Source organism: Emticicia fontis, assembly GCF_054779675.1.
The window spans coordinates 202,692-223,930 of sequence record NZ_BAAGXU010000002.1; the positions used below are offsets into that span (position 1 = coordinate 202,692).

Genomic DNA, 21,239 nt, shown 5'->3' on the forward strand with positions numbered 1-21,239 from the left:
TTTTATAAATAATAGCATAATTTTTCTATGAAAAGAGCACTAGTATGTGGAGCAGGTGGTTTTATTGGTGGCCATTTGGTTAATCGCTTAAAGAGTGAAGGTTATTGGGTAAGGGGTGTAGATTTAAAATATAATGAATACGGAAATGGAAATGGGGATGACTTTGTGATTGGTGATTTGACGGATCCGGTAGTTTGTAAACAAGTATTGGAAGGTGGATTTGATGAAGTATATCAATTGGCGGCTGATATGGGTGGTGCAGGATATATTTTTACTGGTGAAAACGATGCTGCCGTAATGCACAACTCGGCACTATGTAATCTGCATATGCTACACGCTGCTCAACAAGCAGGTGTGAAAAAAATCTTCTATTCGTCGTCAGCTTGTATGTATCCTGAATACAATCAGCTTGACCCTGAAAATCCTAAATGTTCTGAAGAATCAGCTTACCCTGCTGCACCGGATAGCGAATATGGCTGGGAAAAATTATTCAGCGAACGTTTATATCTAACTTACCAACGTAATTTAGGTATCACTGTTAAGGTTGCTCGTTTCCATAATATTTTTGGTCCACAAGGCACCTGGAAAGGCGGCAAAGAAAAAGCACCTGCGGCTATCTGCCGTAAAGTAATTGAAGCAGAAGACGGTGGTAGTATTGAAATCTGGGGTGATGGTAAACAAACCCGTTCGTTCTTATATGTTGACGAATGTGTAGATGGTGTACGTCGTTTGATGGAATCAGATTTCTCTGGCCCTGTAAATATTGGTTCGGAAGAAATGATTTCTATAAACGATTTCGCTAAAATGATTATCGAAATCTCTGGTAAAAACATTACAATCAATAATATTACTGGTCCACAAGGTGTACGCGGCCGTAATTCAGACAACGCTTTAATTCAGGAAAAATTAGGTTGGGCACCCTCACAATCATTGAAAGAAGGTATCATTAAAACCTATCAATGGATTTCGGAGCAAGCGAATAAAGAGGTAGCAGAATTAGTATAAGAATTATCGTTTATTGATTATATGAAAGATGGCAGAATTGATTTTCAGCCATCTTTTTTGTTTCCGGAAACACCATCGGTACACGTAGGGGTTCAAAATTTTAAACCCAGAATGGCATTCCCCTTACCTCAGCGAATATCATTTATTTCTATCTGGCATACATTTTTATTCTCATTTTTCGATTGAAAATAAAAATGTACTATGAAGCCCAACTTTGACCTTACGTTGATGCTTGCCCGAATTGAGGAAGCCATTAAACCTTTTCCAAAAGCAGCTATGTTTGAATTAGCCGAACGAGGTTATACTTCTTTATTTGAACAGTTAATTTCATGCATTATCTCTATCAGAACATTTGATGAAACTACTATTCCTGTTTCTCTTAGACTATTTGCGGTTGCCCGAACTCCACAAGAAATACTTAAACTAAGTCATGAAAAACTAAGTGAGCTATTATTTGGCAGTTCATATCCTGAGCAAAAGGCATATACGATGTTAGGAATTGCGAAAACCGCTATTGAGCAATATAAAGGCGAATTACCAGCGGATTTCGAAAAGTTAATAATAATGAAAGGTGTTGGGCCTAAATGCGCTAATCTGGCATTAGGTGTGGCAGCTGGGCAAGCCGCTATCAGTGTAGATATTCATGTGCATCGGGTAGTTAACAGATGGGGGTTTGTACGGGCTAGTCAACCAGAAAAGACATTGAAAAAATTAGAAGCCAAAGTGCCCGTTGAGCAGTGGATTAATATTAATAGATTATTGATGCCTTTCGGCAAACATATTTGTACTGGAAATTTACCTAAATGTTCTAATTGTCCTGTACTAGAATTTTGTGAGCAGGTTGGAGTGGAAAAACATCGATAGAATATAGAAGCTAACTGGAGGCGCCCATCACTAAGATAGCCTCATAATGGCTATAATTCCAGCAAAGTTCTGATAAATGCCTCGCTTGTATGGTCTTCTACAAATTGTCTGGCCTTTTGTGGATACTCTATTTTTTCAGTATTTAAGAAATATTGAAAGGCTTTCTTAATTTCTTCGGATTTGTGTCCGTCAACAGTTAAACCTAATTGGTATTCTCGGGTCTGGTCTCCTACTACGCCGTATTTAGTAGCGATAATGGGTTTATTATGTCGAGAGGCTAATCCGATAACTCCACTTGAAGAATAGAAATTGACATAAGCTAATGAAATCACATCACTTTGCCCTACAAATGCTTCCATTTCATCATCATCCACGAAGCGGCTTTCTAAAGTTACCTGTAATTCAGGACGTTTTTCCTTTGCTTCTACTATGGCTTCTTCCAATGGTGATTGGTATTCTGCTCTTATTTTTCCAACTATTAACAAGCAACTTCTTGATGCTTCTTCAGCAGAAAGCTCTTGCAGTCCTTTTAAAAGATTAATTACATTCTTTTTAGTATCAATCATTCCAAAGGCCAGTAGAATTTTTCTATTAGCTCCAATACGGTATTTTTCTTTAATGACTAACCCTGCTTTTGAGGGATAATCATATACTGGATCTGGCAGATAAGTAAAGATTTTTGTTCCTAATGTTTCATTCATTGTCTTTACTGTCTGCTTATCATTGAAAATAAAGACTTTCCTTAAATGCTTGTTTCGAAGCATCCACCAGGAAGTAAATAGCTTACGGGCCTTGGTAACAGCCGTTTGTTGTTTTGAACGAAGTGTGCCTTGTGCCGGAATCACTCTGGGATAAGGATTGAACATGATACCAGTGATTTCACAGGATGAACGGCTACTGCCGATGGTATGCTGAAACATATCTACCATCATCAGAATCAATTTATCTGCTTTCCAATCACTTACATATTTCATGATGGATTTCCAGATTAATTGGGTCGATTTTATCAGACTCATCCCTGAATTGTGCGGAGCAAAATCTTCGTCGGTAAAGAAAGTTATCTGAACATTTTTAGCAGAAGTACGTATGGAGGGAATGGCTTTTGCCTCCGGATTCAGCAAAAACACGTATTCTGCTTCACTTGGGTTTTGTTCTAAAAATCGTAGAATATTTTGAATATGTCCTAAATTATGCCCTACTAATTTTACATAAATATCGCAGATAATAATTCGCATAATTTGTTCTTTTTGGAAATACGATTAATAATAAAACAACTTTAATAGCTGCTATATTGATTTTAAAATGAAATGTGGCATTTATTTACCAAGCACACTTTTATAAACGCCTAATGTTTTTTCTGCAGTATTTTCAGGTGAAAAATCTTTCAGGCGTTGGTAACCTTTCTTCACTAAATTCAATCTTAGCTCTGCATTATCAATCAGGTTTTCTACCTCGAAAGCGATATTTTCGGTATCATCAGGATTGAAATATAAGGCTGCATTTTGCGCAACTTCAGGAAAGCAAGAACGATCACTCAATACAACCGGGCAACCACAGGCAAATGCTTCTAAAATAGGTATACCGAAACCTTCGTATAAAGAGGGGTAAACAAAGGCTATTGCTTTCTGGTAGGTTCTATAAAGTACTGCATCATTGGGTATTTCCTGATGCAAGACTTGATTACTGATACCTAATTCATGAAAAAGCTTCTGCTCAGTATCATTAAAACCATGACTTCCGGCACATATCAAATGTAAATCCTGCTGCTTTTGTAGCATAGGAGTAATTGACCGAAGGAATACATCAAAGTTTTTATAATTATCCCGATTACCTACATATAGTAAATATCTTTCGGGTGTAATAATATCAAAATCCTCAGCTGGTTTATAAGTAGCAAAATGCGTAGAATGGTAGACTACCTCTATTTTTTCGGGTGCAATATGAAAAATATCCAAAAGATCATTTTTAGTATTCTCTGATACTGCAATCACCTTGGCAGCTCTGTCTAATACTCTTTGTTTATATGCTTTATCAAATCCGTCTAATTCAGCGTATTGAGTAGCAAATTTTTCAGGAATAGTATCATGATGAGTAATCACGTATGGTGTTTTACCCAAAAAAGTCATGAAATAATCGTTGAAATAAGTTGGATGAAATATATCGTAATTATGGCGGGTAATCTGCAAGGCACTATTAGCCCGATTGACATGAGAGAAAAGTGTATTGGTGAGGCCATGACCTAAGAAATAACCGAAAGGAAATACTTTCTTTACATCGGCATTTTTAAGGTATTCATTGTTTGAAAAAAGTAATGACAGGTTCACATCCACTCCCTGATGATATTTCAGATTGTGCATCAGGTCATAAAAATACCTTGCTACACCTCCAAATCTTGCACCTGAAAATGATTGATGATCAAAAAGGACTCTCATAAAAAAAGCTCATGCAGGCAGGGCATATCGGTGTCCAGGAAAACATTACAAGCAAAATCACCTACACTTTATTTTAGTTTTCTACAAAAAAGTTATTCTGTTAAAAAAGATATGCTATAGATTTATTACTAAGTTTTTATCTTTTGAGGCTATTTTGAGATAAAAACTAATACTAAAAGCACGAATAGCACAGGTAAACGCCCTAGACTATTTGATAATATTATTTAGAATAAGGTAAAACCGAATTTTGGTTATTAAGATATAATCCTGATATCTTGATTATTACTTTATCTGAATATGTTGGCAAAAATAATAAAGAATAAGAACATTTCTGCTATAACCCGTTTAGTTAATAATTTATTGAAATGCAAAGTGAATTATATTTATTAAAACACCAGCAGGTAATAGCAGAAAAATCTACTCAGCACATATCTTTTTTCAGCATGTTTTTAAATCATTTTTTATATACCTAATTATAAATCTTTTTGGATGGTATCTGCATCAACAAAACAAAACCAATAATGAAAAAGACCAATATAACTAATACTGAGTTACGCATATTGCCGGTGATCTGCTCAACGATACCAAATAACAGTGTACCTACTGTAATGGCTATTTTTTCTACAATATCATAAAATCCAAAATATGAGGCGGTGTCTTCTGTATTGTCTGGAATCAACTTGGCATAAGTAGAGCGCGACAAGGATTGAATACCACCCATCACTAAGCCTACTACGGCCGCAATCACATAAAATTCATTGGCAGTTGTGGTAAAATAAGCGGCTAGAGGCATTAGCCCCCAGACGAAAATCTCTATCAATAAAGCCTTAGTATTACCAAACTTACTTGATAACCACGAAGCTAAAAAAGAGCCTGGAATTGCAATTAATTGTATCAGCAGAAGTGTAACAATCAAACCTGTCTTTTCTATATGCAATTCTTTATCGGCAAAAATAGTGGCTACATAGATTACGGTCATTACACCCATATCGAAAAAAAGAAATGCCAATAAAAACTTGGTAAGCAGTTTATTCTGTCTTACTTCTTTCAATACTTTACCTAATTCATGAAAACTACTACTCAACCAATTACCTGCTAATGGTTTCACCTGGTCGTCTGGCAGATAATGGAATGGAATCTGTGCAAATAGAGCCCACCATAAGCCAACCGTAAGAAAAGAAATACGGGCTGTAAAACCAGAATCACTATCTTCTTGAGTCAGGCCCACAAATTCAGGTTTCATAATCATAACCAGATTAAAAACTAATAATATTACGCTACCTACATAACCCATCATAAAACCTCTGGCACTCAGGTTATCGAAGCGGTCTTCGGTGGCAATTTCGGGCAAAAATGAATTGTAGAAGACAATACTCCCACCCCAACCCATGATTGAAAGGCCAAATGCAACAACCACCCATGAAACGTTATCTTTAGTAAAGAAGAAGAAATAAGCACAACTAGCTGCTCCTAAATAGCAGAAAATCTTCATAAAAAACTTACGTCGCCCGCTCGAATCGGCTAGAGGAGTAAGAATCGGATTTAATAAAACCAAGAATAAGGTTGCGGCAGAGATAGTATAAGAATAGAGAACAGAATTCTGGACATGGAAGCCAAAGAAATTCACAACGTCGTCCATAACTTTTCCTCTTGCATCTTTCAAAGTAGTAGTTGCCAGAAAGTACATTGGAAACACAACTGTAATAATAACAAGATTATGTACCGAATTGGCCCAGTCGTACATAGTCCAGGCAGTCAGTACTTTCTTCTGATTTTTTTGAAACATTTCTAAGGTAGGTAGTTATTAATTTTCAATAAATACAAAGGGTATAAAGGCCATCAATTGTTTAGAAAACAAAATAAGCGAAGCAATTTATTAAAAAACATTAGAAGTGAGGATAAAAGAGGCAATAAAATATTTTTTACGAAACACTTGTATTATCTACGAATTATTCGTAGATTCGAAAAACATTTCGTAGAAATATGCAAAAACTGACAGCACAAGAAGAACAAGCCATAAAAGTGATATGGCAATTAGGGGAAACTCATATAAGAGCTATATTAGAGCAACTGAACGAAGAAGAAGTGCCCTATACCACGCTTGCATCAACCATTAAAAATCTTGAGAAAAAAGGTTTTCTGAAAAGCCGTAAGATTGGGAACGTAAGCTTGTATGCCCCACTCATTACCGAAGCTGTTTATAAAAATTCTTTTCTCAATAGATTTGTAGAAGACTATTTTGATAGTAGCTATCAGCAAATGGTTAACTTTTTTGTTGAAAATAAAAAGTTGACTCCAAGTGAATTAAAGGAAATTATTTCAATGATTGAATCAGAAAAAAAATGATAACGCTATTACTCATCCTGCTGAAATTCAGCCTGACTATTATGGTCTTATGGGTTTTCTACAAACTTCTTTTAGAAAAACTCACCTTTTTTGTATCCAATCGCTTCTTCTTTCTGGGAAGCATGGTTATTGCCTTTTTCATTGCGATTATCCGATTTGATTGGGCGGATGATTTATTCCGAAATCAGATAAATAATACTAATATAGGCCAGTACGTAACCGTTACAAATCAACCTTTTTCTAAGCCAATTGTTCAATGGCTCCCATTATTAGGTCGAATCTTACTTTTTGTTTATTGCATGGGCGTTATTGTTTTAGGCTTTCATCTAGCTATCCAGTTCCTGTCTTATCTAAAATTAAAACGAAGCGTGCATTTAAAAGAAATGTATGGGCTAAAAGTTCATGTAGTGGCACAGGATATTTTACCATTCTCGTTTGGTAAATCTATATTTATTTCGGAAAGTGCCTTTGAGAATCCTGAAATCGGGAAAATTCTTTTGCATGAATCTATTCATATTCAGCAAAATCATAGTATAGACGTATTATTGGCAGAATTAGTCAGAATCATTAACTGGATAAACCCGTTTGCCTGGTTGCTTAAAAAATCAATTCATCAGAATCTTGAATTTTTAACCGATGCCGTAGTCATCAGCAAAGGTATAGATAAGAAAACTTATCAATATTTGCTTCTGCATTTTTCAGGTAATAACCCTTTTAGTCTAGTAACAAATTTCAATTTTTATTCACTTAAAACCAGAATCAGTAAAATGAACCAAAACCAATCGAACCAATGGCAGTATTCAAGGTTTCTGCTTTTTATTCCACTAATTTTAGTTTTGATGTTTGTATTCAGTTGTATGAAAGAGCAAATAACTGATGAAGCATCAACGCATAAAAAAACAGATGAATTAAAACTGTCCAAACTTAAGCTAAGTCTTAAAGAACCTGTTGTAGAGGTAGATGCTGCGAACCAGATTCAATCTAAGAAAATGGATGAAGTGGCAGTTGTAGCGCTTAAGGAGAAACTTAGAGAACCAGTAGTAGAAATGGATTCTAAAAGTCAGAATCTTTCTCGAAAAATGGATGAAATAGTAATCGAAGAGCCTAAATCCAAGCATCGATCAGGGTTAGAACTAAGACCCGCAGCTCAGGATCAACCTAAAAAGACCTTGATCCTTCAAAAAATGGAGAAATCTTCACAAGCAGAAGAGAAACTCCCACCTCCTCCCCCTCCAGCTATGCCGGAAAAACAATAATCCAATCAAAAAAATTGTTTTCAATTAACTATTTCTGAATTTTTACTCAGAATGTTTAAGGGAGGATTATGCTTATAAATAAACTGCTGGAATAGATTGATTTCTATTCCAGCAGTTTATTTATAATTGAGTACAATTAATTTATAGTAATTAAAAGAAGAAATGAGATTATAAAGCCTTTACCAATAATCCTTCCGTTTTGAGTCTCGCATTGAGCGCCTTAGCAAAATCTACTGCGTGTGTGCCATCGCCATGTACACAAATAGTATCCGCTTTGATTGGTACAAAGTTTCCACCAGTTGAAATAACCATGTTTTCTTTTACCATCCTGACAACCTGACTCACCGCAGTTTCAGGATCCTCAATCATTGAATCGGGCTGTGTGCGTGGGGTAAGGCTTCCATCATTCTGATAGGTGCGGTCTGCAAAAACCTCTGAGGCCGTTCGCAAACCTATCTTTTCTGCTTCGCTGATCAGTGAACTTCCTGAAAGACCATAGAGAATTAAATCGGCCTGGCTGTCTTTTGTAGCTTCTGCAATAGCTTGGGCCAGTTTTGCATCTTTAGCCGCCATATTGTATAATGCACCATGTGGTTTTACATGATGCAAGGTAGTATGCAAAGCCCTAACCACATTCAGCATAGCGCCTATCTGGTAAATACAAATATCATAGACCTCTTGTGCATTCAAAGCCATATTTCGTCTGCCAAAGCCTTGTAAATCAGGAAAGCCCGGATGGGCACCGATGGCAACGCCTTTTTGCAGGGCTAATTGAGCTGTCTTACGCATAATAGAAGCATCTCCAGCATGGAAGCCACAGGCAATATTTGCGGACGAAATATAGTCCATCAATATATCATCATTACCCATCGTCCATATCCCGAACGACTCTCCCATATCACAGTTCAAGTCTATGCTTTGCATTTTTAGTATTGAGTTTATTTAGCAAAAATCTTAACTGAAGCCTTTAGTTTTCTAATTTCTTGTTCTCTCAAAATTAATAATTCTTCTGCTTCAGCTAAAGATATAAACTGAAACTGAATTGAGTCTTTTGCACCACATTGGGCTAAAATCGGCAAATCTACTGAAACTACATTTCCAATACGTGGATAACCTCCAGTTGTCTGATGGTCGGCCATGAGAATAATCATCTGGCCATCGGGTAAAAGTTGAATAGTGCCAAAATCTACCGCTGATGAAATTAGCTCTGTTTTACTTTCCTGTTTTAAAGCCTCTCCTACCAACCTAAAACCCATTCGATTAGAGTTTTGGGTGATAGTAAACCTTTGGTTCTCTAGAATCTCTTTGCTTTCTGGTGTAAGAAAATCATATTCATTCCCTTTAATAAGTCTTATAATAGGAGAAGGCGAATAAGGTGGCAGGATAGAATAGCCTAAATAAGGTAAGAAATCAAGCTTAATATAAATTGCCGTGTCAACCTCATGTCCGAGAGTAATGGTATTAAAATCAAGCAAGCTATTGGTACTTTTACTACCCAGCCATTCTTTCATTGAAAAGCCTCCTTTAATAGCCAGATAGGCTCTTTGTCCCCAGATACGCTTTTTAAATTTTAAAGTGCTCCCGGCCTTCACCCAGTTGCATTGCCAGTTATTTACCTGAATAAATTGATGGTTTTCATTAACAAGATAGGGAGTAAAGTCAGCTCCGCCTATGGCTATCATACAATCCTTTTCAATCAAAATCTCTGGTCCTGGGAAATGGATTTCAATAGCTGCTTCATATTCATCATTCTGCAAAAGTATATTCAATAATCTGACAGCCATTGTATCCATTGCACCATTCGGGTTAATGCCTGAATACCGATAGCCATTTCTACCATTATCTTGATAAGTGCTTAATATGCCGGGTTTTAAGAATTGCATCAATAATTATTGAGTGATTTAGTGAATGTGTGAATTAGTGATTAAAAACTTTTCCAGAGGATATTCACTCATTTACTGTGCGTTGGCTGTTTAATTAAATTATTAAAGAAAACCAATGTATCCACAATATGCTCTTCCCAATATGGCCATTCGTGGGTACCATTGTATTCTTCATAAATATGAGGAATACAATTTTCCAGCAGATCCTGATGTAATTTTCGGTTGGCTTCTATTAATATATCATCTTTTCCACAATCGAATCGAAAAAGAGGTAGTTGGCTTTTATTGGCTAATAGCCATTGAAGCGTACTTTCTTCTGCTAACACACTTTTCTTCAAAATAGTATCATCTTCATTTTCAAGAAATTGTTTGAGTTGAGAAAACTCTGTGATAGATGATAATCCCGAAAAAGACTTAAATACTTGTGGATATTTAGCTCCCAAGCGCATGGCGCCATAACCACCCATCGATAAGCCTGTAATAAACAAAGGCAAATCAGGCTTTAGTTCTGGATGAATTTCATAAATTAAGTCTTTGAGGTCTGCGACAATCCAGTCTTCGTAGTTTTCAGTATGATGTGGTAAATAACCGCTTCCATCGCCAAATAAACCATCCGAAGGCATTATTAAGAGCATAGGCTCTATCTTTTCTTCATTAATCAGGCTTTGGGTAGTTTTATGTATACCACCTTTGAGCGACCAAGCCCAATGAGAGCCATAAACACCATGTAAAAGTATTACTATTCCTTTAATGGCTTCGGGAGCAATATTTTTTGGTATAAAAAGACTTACATCGGCTCTTTTTTTAAGGGCTTTGCTTTTTACCGTTACCCAACGGAGATTGTCAAATTCATAAGTTGGGTCAGATATTTCTATAGTAAAGAATTTTGACATATTTTAAAACACGATTACGCCTTTAGCATTCAAGCCTTGGTGCATGTCTGAAAAGGCTTTGCCGAGTTCGTCTAATTTGTAAGTTCGGGTAACCATTTTATCTAAAATCAGGTCGCCTTTCTGGTAAAGTTCCTGTAAAATGGGAAAATCAATTTGTGGACGAGCCTTGCCATATAATGGATTAATATAGACTTTGTCCCACTCGAAGAGATTCATATCAATTGTAATTTCCTGTTCAATGCCGCTTACTTGTACAGCTATGCCTGCATTTCTTACCATTGCTAAAGGCGCTGCGCCTAATGCCGGAATGGCGGTACATTCAAAAGCATAATCTGCACCTCGTTGTGTCAGTTCTTTTACTTTCTTTGCCGCTTCTAGCAATCCTACATCTTCTTTTGAGGCTAAAATAGTGTGTGTAGCCCCATATTCAATGGCCATTTCCAATCTGGTTGGGTTAATATCTATGGCGATTATTTTAGAAGCTCCGGCAATTCTTGCTCCTTGAATTACATTTAGTCCTACCCCACCCGTTCCCAGAACTACAACCGATGAGCCTGTTTTTACTTTGGCAGCATTAACTACCGAGCCAAAGCCCGTCATGACTCCGCAACTAATAATGGCAGCAGAAGAAAATGAAATATCAACGTTGATTTTAACACAGGCAGCCTCACGCACCAAAGTATATTCAGACATGGTACCAAGGCTAAAAGAACGCTCAATAGGAATATTAGCTAAAGTAGAAGCTTCTATTCTGGCATGCCCACCCGAAACCTTATTTCCAGCCGTAACTGGCGAATTCACTTCACAAATGTGTTGATTACCCTCCTGACATTGAAAACATTGATAACAAGGAATTGCCCAGTTGAGTATTATTTTATCACCAACTTGTAAGTTTTTTACTTCCGGGCCTATTTTGACTACAATTCCAGCACCTTCATGCCCCATTATTAATGGCTTGCCCCACGATTGAGAATCCCAGTCTGTGTGGCAAATTCCCGCGGCTTTTACCTGTATCAGTACTTCATCCCCTACCGGGCTATCGTTTACCTCAATGGTTTGAATAGAAAAATTGCCTTGTCCATCGGCAATGGCGGCCTTTGCCTGTATCATGGGTTTAGTAAATAGAGTTGAATTGTGTCAAAGATAGGAGATTTTTTATGGATGGGGGTGAATGAACTTCAATAATTAACAAAATCTCATATTGAATCATATACTGGCTGAATCTCAGAATAAACATAGCTATCAGACTCATAAGCATTCCATTCAATAATTTTATTAATCAAGCCTTTAAGCTTAAAATCTTCTCCATGAACTTTATACTCCTGCACCGGATAATGGTCATCTCCAAGGTATTCGACTTCCATCTTATTTATGTTTGCACTAAATATAACGGGTTCAATCGTATCCTCATTAAAATTAAGAATATCTTCTATCGTATGGAGTCCATTAAATATTCTTTCGTCTACCCACCCTTCATTTTTATAACCTGTGGTGCCATATTCAAAGTTTTCCAAGACTTGATTTTCATCGAAAAGCCGCAGAAATGATTTGAATGAGGTGGTTTTTATGGTTAGTTGAGCTTTCAATATAGTATACTTTAGTCTTTTTTCCGTAAGATAGAGGAGAAGAAATAGACTAAGTCATTAGAGTTTTTTTCTTTTTAGCAAAGCATCATTTATTCGATTTCAACATAAAATTATCACCTAACTATGTATTCTATTTGCGTAGTTAAGATTTTTTACGTTGAATTAAAAGAGCAATTGTCAAACTTCTTACACACGCACAAACCTCACCAAATCTCCAGCCTTCAAAAGTGTAGGGCTAGAAGAATCAATATTAAATAATGGCAATGAGGTTCTACCAATCAATTGCCAGCCACCTGGGCTTTCGAGGGGATAAATACCAGTTTGTTTGCCTGCAATGCCTACACTACCTGCTAGTACTTTAGTTCGAGGGGTTGATTTTCGGGGAGTGGCTATTCTTTCATCCATTCCTCCTAAATAAGCAAAACCTGGTAAAAAGCCCATCATGTAAACCCGATAGGTTGGTTGAATATGTATTTGTATTACTTCTTCTATACTTAATTGATTGTGAGTAGCTACGAAATCTAAATCTTCTCCATCATAAACTACAGGAATTTCAATTAATAATGATTCTTCTTTTTCGGATGATGATAAGTTTTGTAGAGCTTCCCGCAAATAGTTTTCTACAATGTTATAAGCTATTGAATGAGAAGGATAAGCCTTTCTTACCCTTAAAACATCATAAAAAACGGTCAATGACGCATAGGCAGGAACAGCTTCTTTGAAACCTTCAAAGGGGTGTTTATTACAATAATCAAATAGATAAGAAACAATTGTATTAATTTCAACATCAATCACAGCACCAAAATCAATGGTGATGGATGAATCACTTAAGGGGAATATTTTATATGATGGTATCAGGTTGAATAATCTTTTATTTCATTAGTTCTAATGCTTTGCTGATGTCGGATGTTGGTAAATGACAGGTTTTGTCGTAACAGACATATATCATGGTTTCAGCATCTTTCGCATTTCGGTTTTGTAATAATGGCAAATCAGATGATTTCTGCGTGCCTACATATACTCTATTAGGCGCATAAGTCTCGTCTAAAATGGTTCTTACATTTAGCAGGTCATTGCCTACAATAGCCACTTCGGCTGTTGGTTTGGCAAATTGAGTAGCTAAAGTAGCCCAGTTAGTTAGCCATTGGGTTTCTGTCAGCACCAGTTTTTTCATTTTGCCCAACATCTTTTTGCTTATCTCTATAAAATCCTGACGGTCAAGAATCAATCCTAAATTATATAAATTACCTGCCATAATAGAGTTTGATGCAGGAATTACATTATCAAATAATTCTTTTTTGCGGGCTATTAATTGTTCGCCCTGACTATCTGTAAAATAAAAGAATTCGTCTTCGGAATCATAGAAATTAGCAATTGTATAATCAGCCAGCATTTCAGCTTCTTTAAGCCATTGCTCATCAAAAGTAACCTGATATAAAGATGTGTAGGCATCTATTACACTGGCATAATCTTCCAGATAGGCAACCAAAGTAGCTTTCCCATTTTTATAGTTATGCCATAACCCCCTACCCTCTTTTCCTTCTTCTGTCAATACTTTGGCTGTCATTTTTTCTTTCAGGAAATGGGCGTTATCTAATGCTAATCTTAAAAACTTTGGCTCATTGATATAACGATAGGCATCCACCAAACCTTTTAGCATAAGCCCATTCCAGGAACATAGTATTTTATCATCCAATCCCGGACGAACACGCTTGTCTCTTTGCTCTAGTAATTGTGCAAAAAGTTTACCCCATAGCTTATTATCTATCCCCCAAAGGCGATCTTCTAGATGCAGGATATTATTACCATGCTCCCAGTTGCCCTCTTCAGTTATATTAAATGCCTCACAAAACTCTTTCGATTGTTCGACCAGAACAGAGTCTATTTCTTTTTTTGTCCAGATATAAAACTTCCCTTCTTCGCCTTCGCTATCAGCATCTAAAGCCGAATAAAATCCTGTTTCTTCGCTGGTCATTTCTCTCTCCAGCCATTCAATAGTTTGAGTAACTTTCTCCTTATACAAATGGTCTTTGGTGAGTGCGTATGCTTCTGCATATAACGAGACCAGCTGGCCATTATCATACAACATTTTTTCAAAATGCGGTACTTTCCAGTCTTCATCGGTTGAGTAGCGTGTCCAACCACCACCTAAAATATCATAAATACCCCCTAAAGATAGTCTGTCAAGCGTTAGATTAATCTGTTGCAAGGCACGTTCGTCTCTGGTAACCGAATAATAACGAAGCAGGAATTTCCAAATACTGGGCATCGGGAATTTCGGCGCCCTATTCATTCCACCTTTCTCATAATCGAAATCAACACGTATACGGTTAAATATTGTTACTAATTCCTCCTCTGTAAAAGTTAATTCTTCATCTGCTTGCAAACCATACTTTTCTGATTCTTTGAAAAGCATATTTTGTGTAAATCCTTCTGCCGACTCCTGCAATTTATCGTAATTCTCATCAAAAGCACGTTTGATACTTACTACCAGATTGGCCCAGTTTTGTGGCGGGAAATAAGTACCTCCATAAAAAGGTTGTGCATCAGGCATCAGAAATACATTCAGGGGCCAACCTCCTCTTACACCCATTGCTTGCAAAGATTCCATATAAATGGCATCTACATCTGGGCGTTCTTCTCTATCTACTTTGATACATACCAGATGCTCATTCATCAAGGCTGCAATCTGGCTATTTTCGAACGATTCACGTTCCATTACATGACACCAATGGCAGGCCGAGTAGCCAATACTGACTAAAATAGGTTTATTTTCAGTTTTGGCTTTTTGTAATGCTGTTTCGCCCCATGGATACCATTCAACAGGATTGTGAGCATGTTGAAGCAAATATGGGCTTGTTTCGTGAATGAGTTGATTGGGCATATTTTATGAGGAATGATTTTGATGTTAGAAACATCGAAGTGTCTTAAGTTGTTCGAGCTAAATCAAATTATTGCGGTAATCAAAAGCTATTATTTATAACTACGAAATAACATAGTATTGATTCGTAAGTTTCACTGAGTGTCAATACACATTAGTCCTTTATAAATTTCCTTGCCTGATTTAAGGTTCTTATTATATAAGTACCACTGGAAAGGTGTCCAATTTTTATAGTTTTGATGTTTTCTCCTTGTTGTAAATTTGTATTTTCCTGATGCAAGACTTTGCCTCGTGCGTCTATAATTTCTAGTTTAGTCGTTTGTTGAAGCAGGCTGTTAATACTAATAGTCAGATTTTCTTGCGAGGGGTTTGGATAAATATTGAAAGAAGTGAATGATTGATTGGGTTCGTTAGCCAATAAAGTCATATCAAACTTACAAAGAAATACCTCATAACCTTTCAATGATACATTTACTTTCCAGTTGTTGTAGGTGGCTTCTACTATCACTACTTCATTTTCATCTTTAGCGTATGGATTATGAGCCGCCACTAAGAAATCATTTCCTTTAGCTACTCCTCTCCAAATGGGTTTATGACTATCCACATAACTATGCGCAGGTTGAGGAATCACCAATTGATAAGCACCTGTAAACATATCTTTATTTTGAGACAAGCGATAGAGTCCTCGAATGAAGAATTCGTAAGTAGAAAAGTTCTCATTGTTATCAAATAAAGTCGGATCATCCCAAAGCCATAAACCATTGACACCAGAAAAGAAAGGGAAAATAGCAGTGGCCTCGGCCATATATGGTTGAATGAACTTTCGGGCAGCATCAGTTACATAACTGTATCGCAACCAAACAAAGGGAATAATTGATTTACCTGGTGCCCAAGCCTTATTTACTTCTATCTGAAATAAGAGATAAGCCAGATAATCCGGAGCCAATGGGTGTGGATAATCGTAATAATAATAGGCGGCTGGGCTAAAGAAATCTTGCCTATTAAAAACCTCCCCACCTATCGTATTAGTCGAAAAATCATAAAACAAATAGTTTAGTAAACTAGGGTCAGTTGTCCATTTCTGCCAGCTATTTCCGGGTATATTGATATAGGTATTCAGAATAGGCGCATCTGAGTACCCTCCTATTCTTGCCAATTTAGCATTTTTCGCAAACCCAAATGATTCTGCATAAATTGCCTGCAAATCTTTCTTATATTGTATTGTAAAAGAATTATTATCAAGATTCCGATAAGCAACAGGAGTAGTCGGATGATTTTTTAATATCAGAATAGAATCATTTGATTTGATTTGTCTTTCAATATCAGGCACTAATAGATCAACTTCCGGCATAGTTGACAGTTCGTGTTGCCACTTGGCTCTATATCCATCCATATTATTATTCCAGGGGCTTTTGACTGTTTCCCAAGGCTGATTAGTACCAGTATAGGCTACTCCATACCAGGCAATGGCTCGCTGGCTTTTTGGCAGATTATCGTCAGCGCCTTCAAAAGTAGCTAAATGACTGAAACCATGTTTTAATGGAAGTCTTTGATTGTCACCAAATCTGGGTCCTCCATATATTATGGAAAATGGCAAACTGAATTCAGGGAATTTTTGCCAATCTATACTTTTATTCTGGGTAGTCGGATTTAACTGAAAATTAGTTGAGTTACAGGTTTGCGAGTAAGATTGTTGCGTATAAACAATAAATAATAAGACTGCTACTAACTTGATAGTGGTGGTCAATTGTTTAGTAGTCAGTCTTATTATTTTGTTGTGGCTTATCATATACTAGGTTTTATTGATACATTTTTACTCGACCTAATCGACCATACAGTACAAAACTAAAATCCACTTCCCTTATTCTTCAATTCATCAAAAACATACCGAATAGAACTATAAGAGTTGATTAGTGCTTTCTGGATCTGTTTTTCGTCCATCCATTGTAGTTCTTCGATACCTTCTTCCAACTGAGGTCGCATTTCTGAATCGTCTATGCAATTCATTCTATACCATTTGGTGCGTTTCAATATTTTGCTGCCGTTCATGGCATAGGTATGCCAGGTAGTACAAATTTTTTCACCTAATACTACTGTTATATTACATTCTTCTGCAACTTCTCTCACAGCGGTAGCTTTTGATTTTTCATCATCATCGCGCTTACCTTTTGGCAAATCCCATTTATCAAGGCGATGCATCATCAGAATTTTGTTTTCATTATTGAAAACCACTCCTCCCGCTGCCTTTACTACTCGATAATAAGACTTTATCTGCTCTTCAATAGCTTCTTTATCTTCAACTATAAATACAACAGACTGATAACCAAAGTCTTTTATAGTCGATAAAAGGCGAAAAAATTTTTCGATAGTTGAAGCTGAAGCGTTCAATACAATCACATGCCCTTTAAACTTCTTCTCACTTAATTGCTCCAGACGAGCATCTAATATTGTATCAAAATCACTGCCATGCAGGTTATGAAACTTTTTCTTACTAATAATTTTTACAGGTTTGTCGTCAATGAAGATAACCATTTGTTTTGTTCAGGCAGATTTGATTCAGACAACAAAGTTCGTAATTTTTTTGAAAGAAAGAGATACCTCAAAAAAATTATAATACGCTTTTCGTTTACAATATCTATAAAACATATTATTTTGCATCCTAATCATCATCTGACTCGCAAACTGTGGAGTCAAAACCATTTAAATGGAAATTTTAATTATCCTTTTTTTAGTGATACTTAACGGTATTTTTTCCATGTCGGAAATTGCCTTAGTATCTTCCCGCAAAACAAAACTCGAAATATTAAGTAAAAATGGCGATAAAAGAGCCCAAGCTGCGCTCGACCTTGCAAATTCACCCAACCGTTTCCTGTCAACCGTTCAAATTGGTATCACCCTCATTAGTATCTTAACCGGTATTTTCTCAGGCGATAGCTTAACTGGAGGTTTAAAAGCTAATCTTATGGGTTGGGGTTTGCCTGAACAGTATGCCGATGAAATTGCTGTCGGTTTGGTTGTATTAATTATCGGTTTTGTACAGTTGGTTTTGGGAGAACTTGTTCCAAAACGTATAGGTATGGCAAACCCTGAAGCTATAGCCAAGGTAATGGCTGCACCCATGAATATTCTCTCAAAGATTACATCACCTTTTATATGGCTTCTTACGATTTGTAGTGACTTGATTTTCAAGATTTTAGGAATTCAACAATCTGAGAATTCGGTAACTGAAGAAGAAATTAAGTCAATTATTCAGGAAGGTGCTACTGGCGGAGCAATTGATGAGATTGAGCAGGAGATTGTACAGAACGTATTTCATTTAGGTGACAGAAAAATCACTACCCTAATGACAAGTCGTAACGAAATTACGATGCTGGATGTGGAAGATACGGTAGAGGAGAATAAAGAAAAGGTTTTGGAATATAAACATTCGATTTATCCGGTTTGTAAAGATGGTGTCGATAATATTATTGGATTGCTTTATATAAAGGACTTATTAGGGAAAAATCTGGATACTGAACTACAGAAATTAGAATCTTTACTAAAAGAGCCTTTATTTATTCCAGAAAATAATCATGCTTATCAGGCATTAGAAAAATTCCGCGAAGAACGTATCCATGCAGGTATCATAGTCGATGAGTATGGCAGCGTATTAGGTATAATTACGTTAAATGATATTTTAGACGCCTTGGTGGGTGACATTTCGGTAGATGATGAGTTTGAGTATGATATTCACGAACGTGAAGATGGCAGCTTCCTGGTAGATGCCTCTTTGCCTTTTGATGATTTTCTGAATCATTTCGAAATTCAGATAAACAATCGTAAAGAATATACAGGTTTTGATACCCTTGGGGGCTTTGCTTTGAATATCCTGAAAGAAATTCCTGATACAGGTGATAAATTTGAATGGGAAGACTATGAGTTTGAGATTATTGATATGGATAAAAACCGTATTGACAAGATTCTGGTCATGAAAAGCCCAGCGCAAGAATAACAAATGAGTGATTGAGTGATTATAAAAACTCTACTAAACAAGTAAGAAATTTAAATTTGTGATTTGAATATATAGAAATTCGATAAGCAAACACTCAATCACTCATTCATTAAATCACTCATTCACTCAATATTTATTAAATGAATACTTCCCACAAAATTGCTTCTTATTTGTTGTCGACCAAAGCAGTGAAACTAAGTCCGGATCAACCTTTCAAATGGAGCTCTGGCTGGAATTCTCCTATTTACTGCGATAATCGTGTAACATTGTCTTATCCTGAAGCAAGAACGTTTATTAAAAAATCACTGGCGAAAGCCATTAAAAAGCACTTCCCAGATGCGGAACTCATTGCAGGTGTGGCTACAGCGGGCATTCCACAAGGGGCTTTAGTGGCTGAAGCATTAGGCTTACCATTTGCGTATGTGCGTCCGAAGCCAAAGGAACATGGCATGGGTAACCAGATTGAAGGACGTATTGAAAAAGGCCAGAAAGTGGTTGTAATTGAAGATCTCATTTCGACTGGTGGCAGCTCATTGAAAGCAGTTGATGCGCTCAGAGAAGCAGGAATTGAGGTTGTAGGAATGGTTGCCATTTTCACTTATGGTTTTAAAATAGCAGATAAGAACTTTGCGGATAAAGGTGTGCCATTAGTAACGCTCAGCAATTATAATGCTTTAATAGATGAGGCTATTAAACAAAATTATATCTCTTCCGAATCTCTGGAATCATTGAAAAAATGGCGCAGAAAGCCTGAAACCTGGGGCGTTTAATTATTGTAGATATTTCTGAACGAAAGGTGGATTCTTGTACAGAATCTACCTTTTTTATTTAATCTTAGTCTGGGTTTAATACGAATTATGTTTCAATGAAAGTAAATGCCTTCTATTTTGTCAGGAAAAGATGAAGCAGGTTGAATTGATAAGTTCAAATGTGAGAATAAACCTCTTGGTTTAAGGGTGTTTAATATAAAGAATAAAAAGAGAAGAAATGTTTTACTAAAATCAAGTAGACATTTGCTGGTGTTGTTTAGGCCAAACCCTATTTTATTCTTACTAAAATCTTTTATTATGTGGACTCTTTTCTGATAGTCAAGCAATTTTTTACAGATTGTAATAGTATAGCTTCACTACATTAGTTTCTATAAAGAAATGATAGGTGGTTAGGTGTATCAACTTTATAAAAATTATAGCTCTTTATCGTGCTAAAAATCAATGCTCAAAATTGAGAATAAAATTAAAACTACAAATGCGTAAAAATACCTGTTTTTAATTTTGATGTCTTTAGATGAAAAAACTGGTTTCTATTTGGCTTGCTTTTTGAATATGTAATTAAGTAATTTTTCACCTCCGCAAAAACAGGTATTTTTACGCATATGAGTGCCTCTGAAAGCACCTAATTTTGCTTAACCATCAAATAAAATGAACTTAGATGTAAAAGATGCAAATGCGCCGGTAAGTGGTCCAACGGTTAATCCAGATCCTTACAAAATTCCATTAAAAACAGCCAAAGAATGGGTTAACAACTGGCTTGATTTTGACTTACACAAAGCCAAAATTCAACCAAGTGAAATGAAAGCCTTTGCCGTTAGAAAACAGGATTTACAGGATTTGTCGAACCTTGCTCCAGATGCTAACTGGATACGTATGTACATTGGCTTAGAGTTGCTTGAAACAGGGGTTTATCAACCTCACTTATTAATGGTAAATGCAGTAGGGCCAGAGGATGTCAGCCCAGCTACTCGTCTGAAAATTAAAGACCTGATTAATTATGATCCTGCTTCTTTGACAGACCAGTATGTAAATGATTACTCTAAGATTTGTCCACCGTATTGTGATCCGGATAGTGAACTTAATAACTGATAATTGCTAATAAGTTTACTTTAGATTATACATACTTCTATTAACCTTTAACCCTGGTAAAGAGGTATGCGCCGGAAATGTGCATTTGCGTATTTCCGGTTTTTTTTTGCTATTACACTTTTTCTGTGATGATGGCGAATCCTGTCCCCGATTTACTCAAAACAACCTTTGCTTCAGATTTTTATAAATTTAGCTCTGCGAATAGATATATTTGCGGAGCTAAAATTTACCTAACACCTTACC

The 21,239-nt window shown here is 36.4% G+C and carries 19 protein-coding genes; 7 read left to right on the forward strand and 12 right to left on the reverse strand.

What is annotated here, in order from left to right; genetic code table 11:
* Nucleotides 1-27 precede the first annotated feature (27 nt).
* Nucleotides 28-1,005 carry a Rossmann-fold NAD(P)-binding domain-containing protein gene (locus ACYVFA_RS02000; RefSeq protein ID WP_460470113.1) on the forward strand — a complete coding sequence of 326 codons (978 nt, stop codon included), beginning with the start codon at nucleotides 28-30 and terminating at the stop codon, nucleotides 1,003-1,005.
* 201 nt (nucleotides 1,006-1,206) lie between these two features.
* Complete coding sequence (locus ACYVFA_RS02005) at nucleotides 1,207-1,869, forward strand: endonuclease III domain-containing protein (RefSeq protein WP_460470114.1); 663 nt, start codon at nucleotides 1,207-1,209, stop codon at nucleotides 1,867-1,869.
* A 50-nt stretch (nucleotides 1,870-1,919) separates the two neighbouring features.
* Here ACYVFA_RS02005 and ACYVFA_RS02010 read toward each other — a convergent pair whose 3' ends face one another.
* The 3 genes from ACYVFA_RS02010 to ACYVFA_RS02020 form a co-directional block, all read right to left on the reverse strand.
* A complete protein-coding gene (locus ACYVFA_RS02010) occupies nucleotides 1,920-3,104 on the reverse strand; it encodes a glycosyltransferase (RefSeq protein ID WP_460470115.1) in 1,185 nt (394 codons plus the stop codon).
* Nucleotides 3,105-3,185: 81 nt separating this feature from the next.
* The gene (locus tag ACYVFA_RS02015; RefSeq protein ID WP_460470116.1) at nucleotides 3,186-4,301 is read right to left on the reverse strand and encodes a glycosyltransferase family 4 protein; all 1,116 of its coding nucleotides are present in this window, start codon (nucleotides 4,299-4,301) and stop codon (nucleotides 3,186-3,188) included.
* Nucleotides 4,302-4,770: 469 nt separating this feature from the next.
* Nucleotides 4,771-6,087: an MFS transporter gene (locus ACYVFA_RS02020; protein ID WP_460470117.1), complete on the reverse strand. Its 1,317-nt coding sequence runs from the start codon at nucleotides 6,085-6,087 to the stop codon at nucleotides 4,771-4,773.
* 197 nt (nucleotides 6,088-6,284) lie between these two features.
* On the opposite strand from ACYVFA_RS02020, the gene ACYVFA_RS02025 reads away from it, so the two are divergent.
* Together ACYVFA_RS02025 and ACYVFA_RS02030 are read left to right on the forward strand one after the other, a co-directional pair.
* Nucleotides 6,285-6,647 carry a BlaI/MecI/CopY family transcriptional regulator gene (locus tag ACYVFA_RS02025; RefSeq protein ID WP_460470118.1) on the forward strand — a complete coding sequence of 121 codons (363 nt, stop codon included), beginning with the start codon at nucleotides 6,285-6,287 and terminating at the stop codon, nucleotides 6,645-6,647.
* On the forward strand, nucleotides 6,644-7,903 hold the full coding sequence (locus ACYVFA_RS02030; protein ID WP_460470119.1) for a M56 family metallopeptidase: 1,260 nt from the start codon (nucleotides 6,644-6,646) through the stop codon (nucleotides 7,901-7,903). Before ACYVFA_RS02025 ends, ACYVFA_RS02030 begins: the two co-directional genes overlap by 4 nt.
* 168 nt (nucleotides 7,904-8,071) lie before the next feature.
* On the opposite strand, the gene ACYVFA_RS02035 is transcribed toward ACYVFA_RS02030, so the two are convergent.
* The 9 genes from ACYVFA_RS02035 to ACYVFA_RS02075 form a co-directional block, all read right to left on the reverse strand.
* Nucleotides 8,072-8,827 carry a LamB/YcsF family protein gene (locus ACYVFA_RS02035; protein ID WP_460470120.1) on the reverse strand — a complete coding sequence of 252 codons (756 nt, stop codon included), beginning with the start codon at nucleotides 8,825-8,827 and terminating at the stop codon, nucleotides 8,072-8,074.
* A 14-nt stretch (nucleotides 8,828-8,841) separates the two neighbouring features.
* Nucleotides 8,842-9,786, reverse strand: coding sequence for a 5-oxoprolinase subunit C family protein (locus ACYVFA_RS02040; RefSeq protein WP_460470121.1), 945 nt, complete (start codon nucleotides 9,784-9,786; stop codon nucleotides 8,842-8,844).
* Between the two features lie 68 nt (nucleotides 9,787-9,854).
* Nucleotides 9,855-10,679, reverse strand: coding sequence for an alpha/beta hydrolase (locus ACYVFA_RS02045; protein WP_460470122.1), 825 nt, complete (start codon nucleotides 10,677-10,679; stop codon nucleotides 9,855-9,857).
* A gap of 3 nt (nucleotides 10,680-10,682) precedes the next feature.
* The gene (locus ACYVFA_RS02050; RefSeq protein ID WP_460470123.1) at nucleotides 10,683-11,789 is read right to left on the reverse strand and encodes an MDR/zinc-dependent alcohol dehydrogenase-like family protein; all 1,107 of its coding nucleotides are present in this window, start codon (nucleotides 11,787-11,789) and stop codon (nucleotides 10,683-10,685) included.
* A gap of 86 nt (nucleotides 11,790-11,875) precedes the next feature.
* On the reverse strand, nucleotides 11,876-12,265 hold the full coding sequence (locus tag ACYVFA_RS02055; RefSeq protein ID WP_460470124.1) for a hypothetical protein: 390 nt from the start codon (nucleotides 12,263-12,265) through the stop codon (nucleotides 11,876-11,878).
* Between the two features lie 186 nt (nucleotides 12,266-12,451).
* On the reverse strand, nucleotides 12,452-13,123 hold the full coding sequence (gene pxpB, locus ACYVFA_RS02060) for a 5-oxoprolinase subunit PxpB (RefSeq protein ID WP_460470195.1): 672 nt from the start codon (nucleotides 13,121-13,123) through the stop codon (nucleotides 12,452-12,454).
* A 13-nt stretch (nucleotides 13,124-13,136) separates the two neighbouring features.
* On the reverse strand, nucleotides 13,137-15,149 hold the full coding sequence (locus ACYVFA_RS02065) for a thioredoxin domain-containing protein (protein WP_460470125.1): 2,013 nt from the start codon (nucleotides 15,147-15,149) through the stop codon (nucleotides 13,137-13,139).
* Nucleotides 15,150-15,300: 151 nt separating this feature from the next.
* Nucleotides 15,301-16,935, reverse strand: coding sequence for a T9SS type A sorting domain-containing protein (locus tag ACYVFA_RS02070; protein WP_460470126.1), 1,635 nt, complete (start codon nucleotides 16,933-16,935; stop codon nucleotides 15,301-15,303).
* Between the two features lie 56 nt (nucleotides 16,936-16,991).
* Nucleotides 16,992-17,678 carry an NUDIX hydrolase gene (locus tag ACYVFA_RS02075; RefSeq protein WP_460470127.1) on the reverse strand — a complete coding sequence of 229 codons (687 nt, stop codon included), beginning with the start codon at nucleotides 17,676-17,678 and terminating at the stop codon, nucleotides 16,992-16,994.
* A 172-nt stretch (nucleotides 17,679-17,850) separates the two neighbouring features.
* On the opposite strand from ACYVFA_RS02075, the gene ACYVFA_RS02080 reads away from it, so the two are divergent.
* From ACYVFA_RS02080 to ACYVFA_RS02090, 3 genes are all read left to right on the forward strand, one after another.
* Nucleotides 17,851-19,137 (forward strand): hemolysin family protein, encoded by a 1,287-nt coding sequence (locus ACYVFA_RS02080; protein WP_460470128.1) that lies wholly within the window; start codon nucleotides 17,851-17,853, stop codon nucleotides 19,135-19,137.
* A gap of 140 nt (nucleotides 19,138-19,277) precedes the next feature.
* Nucleotides 19,278-19,907, forward strand: coding sequence for an orotate phosphoribosyltransferase (gene pyrE, locus ACYVFA_RS02085; RefSeq protein ID WP_460470129.1), 630 nt, complete (start codon nucleotides 19,278-19,280; stop codon nucleotides 19,905-19,907).
* A 648-nt stretch (nucleotides 19,908-20,555) separates the two neighbouring features.
* The gene (locus ACYVFA_RS02090) at nucleotides 20,556-20,996 is read left to right on the forward strand and encodes a hypothetical protein (RefSeq protein WP_460470130.1); all 441 of its coding nucleotides are present in this window, start codon (nucleotides 20,556-20,558) and stop codon (nucleotides 20,994-20,996) included.
* Nucleotides 20,997-21,239: the final 243 nt, after the last annotated feature.

Coding starts and splice junctions, on each gene's coding strand:
- ACYVFA_RS02015 (WP_460470116.1), bottom strand. CDS start 4,301: ATGAGAGTCCTTTTTGATCATCAATCATTTTCAGGTGCAAGATTTGGA.
- ACYVFA_RS02070 (WP_460470126.1), bottom strand. CDS start 16,935: ATGATAAGCCACAACAAAATAATAAGACTGACTACTAAACAATTGACC.
- ACYVFA_RS02020 (WP_460470117.1), bottom strand. CDS start 6,087: ATGTTTCAAAAAAATCAGAAGAAAGTACTGACTGCCTGGACTATGTAC.
- ACYVFA_RS02030 (WP_460470119.1), top strand. CDS start 6,644: ATGATAACGCTATTACTCATCCTGCTGAAATTCAGCCTGACTATTATG.
- ACYVFA_RS02000 (WP_460470113.1), top strand. CDS start 28: ATGAAAAGAGCACTAGTATGTGGAGCAGGTGGTTTTATTGGTGGCCAT.
- ACYVFA_RS02065 (WP_460470125.1), bottom strand. CDS start 15,149: ATGCCCAATCAACTCATTCACGAAACAAGCCCATATTTGCTTCAACAT.
- pyrE (WP_460470129.1), top strand. CDS start 19,278: ATGAATACTTCCCACAAAATTGCTTCTTATTTGTTGTCGACCAAAGCA.
- ACYVFA_RS02075 (WP_460470127.1), bottom strand. CDS start 17,678: ATGGTTATCTTCATTGACGACAAACCTGTAAAAATTATTAGTAAGAAA.
- ACYVFA_RS02040 (WP_460470121.1), bottom strand. CDS start 9,786: ATGCAATTCTTAAAACCCGGCATATTAAGCACTTATCAAGATAATGGT.
- ACYVFA_RS02025 (WP_460470118.1), top strand. CDS start 6,285: ATGCAAAAACTGACAGCACAAGAAGAACAAGCCATAAAAGTGATATGG.
- ACYVFA_RS02010 (WP_460470115.1), bottom strand. CDS start 3,104: ATGCGAATTATTATCTGCGATATTTATGTAAAATTAGTAGGGCATAAT.
- ACYVFA_RS02045 (WP_460470122.1), bottom strand. CDS start 10,679: ATGTCAAAATTCTTTACTATAGAAATATCTGACCCAACTTATGAATTT.
- ACYVFA_RS02035 (WP_460470120.1), bottom strand. CDS start 8,827: ATGCAAAGCATAGACTTGAACTGTGATATGGGAGAGTCGTTCGGGATA.
- ACYVFA_RS02050 (WP_460470123.1), bottom strand. CDS start 11,789: ATGATACAGGCAAAGGCCGCCATTGCCGATGGACAAGGCAATTTTTCT.
- ACYVFA_RS02005 (WP_460470114.1), top strand. CDS start 1,207: ATGAAGCCCAACTTTGACCTTACGTTGATGCTTGCCCGAATTGAGGAA.
- ACYVFA_RS02090 (WP_460470130.1), top strand. CDS start 20,556: ATGAACTTAGATGTAAAAGATGCAAATGCGCCGGTAAGTGGTCCAACG.
- ACYVFA_RS02080 (WP_460470128.1), top strand. CDS start 17,851: ATGGAAATTTTAATTATCCTTTTTTTAGTGATACTTAACGGTATTTTT.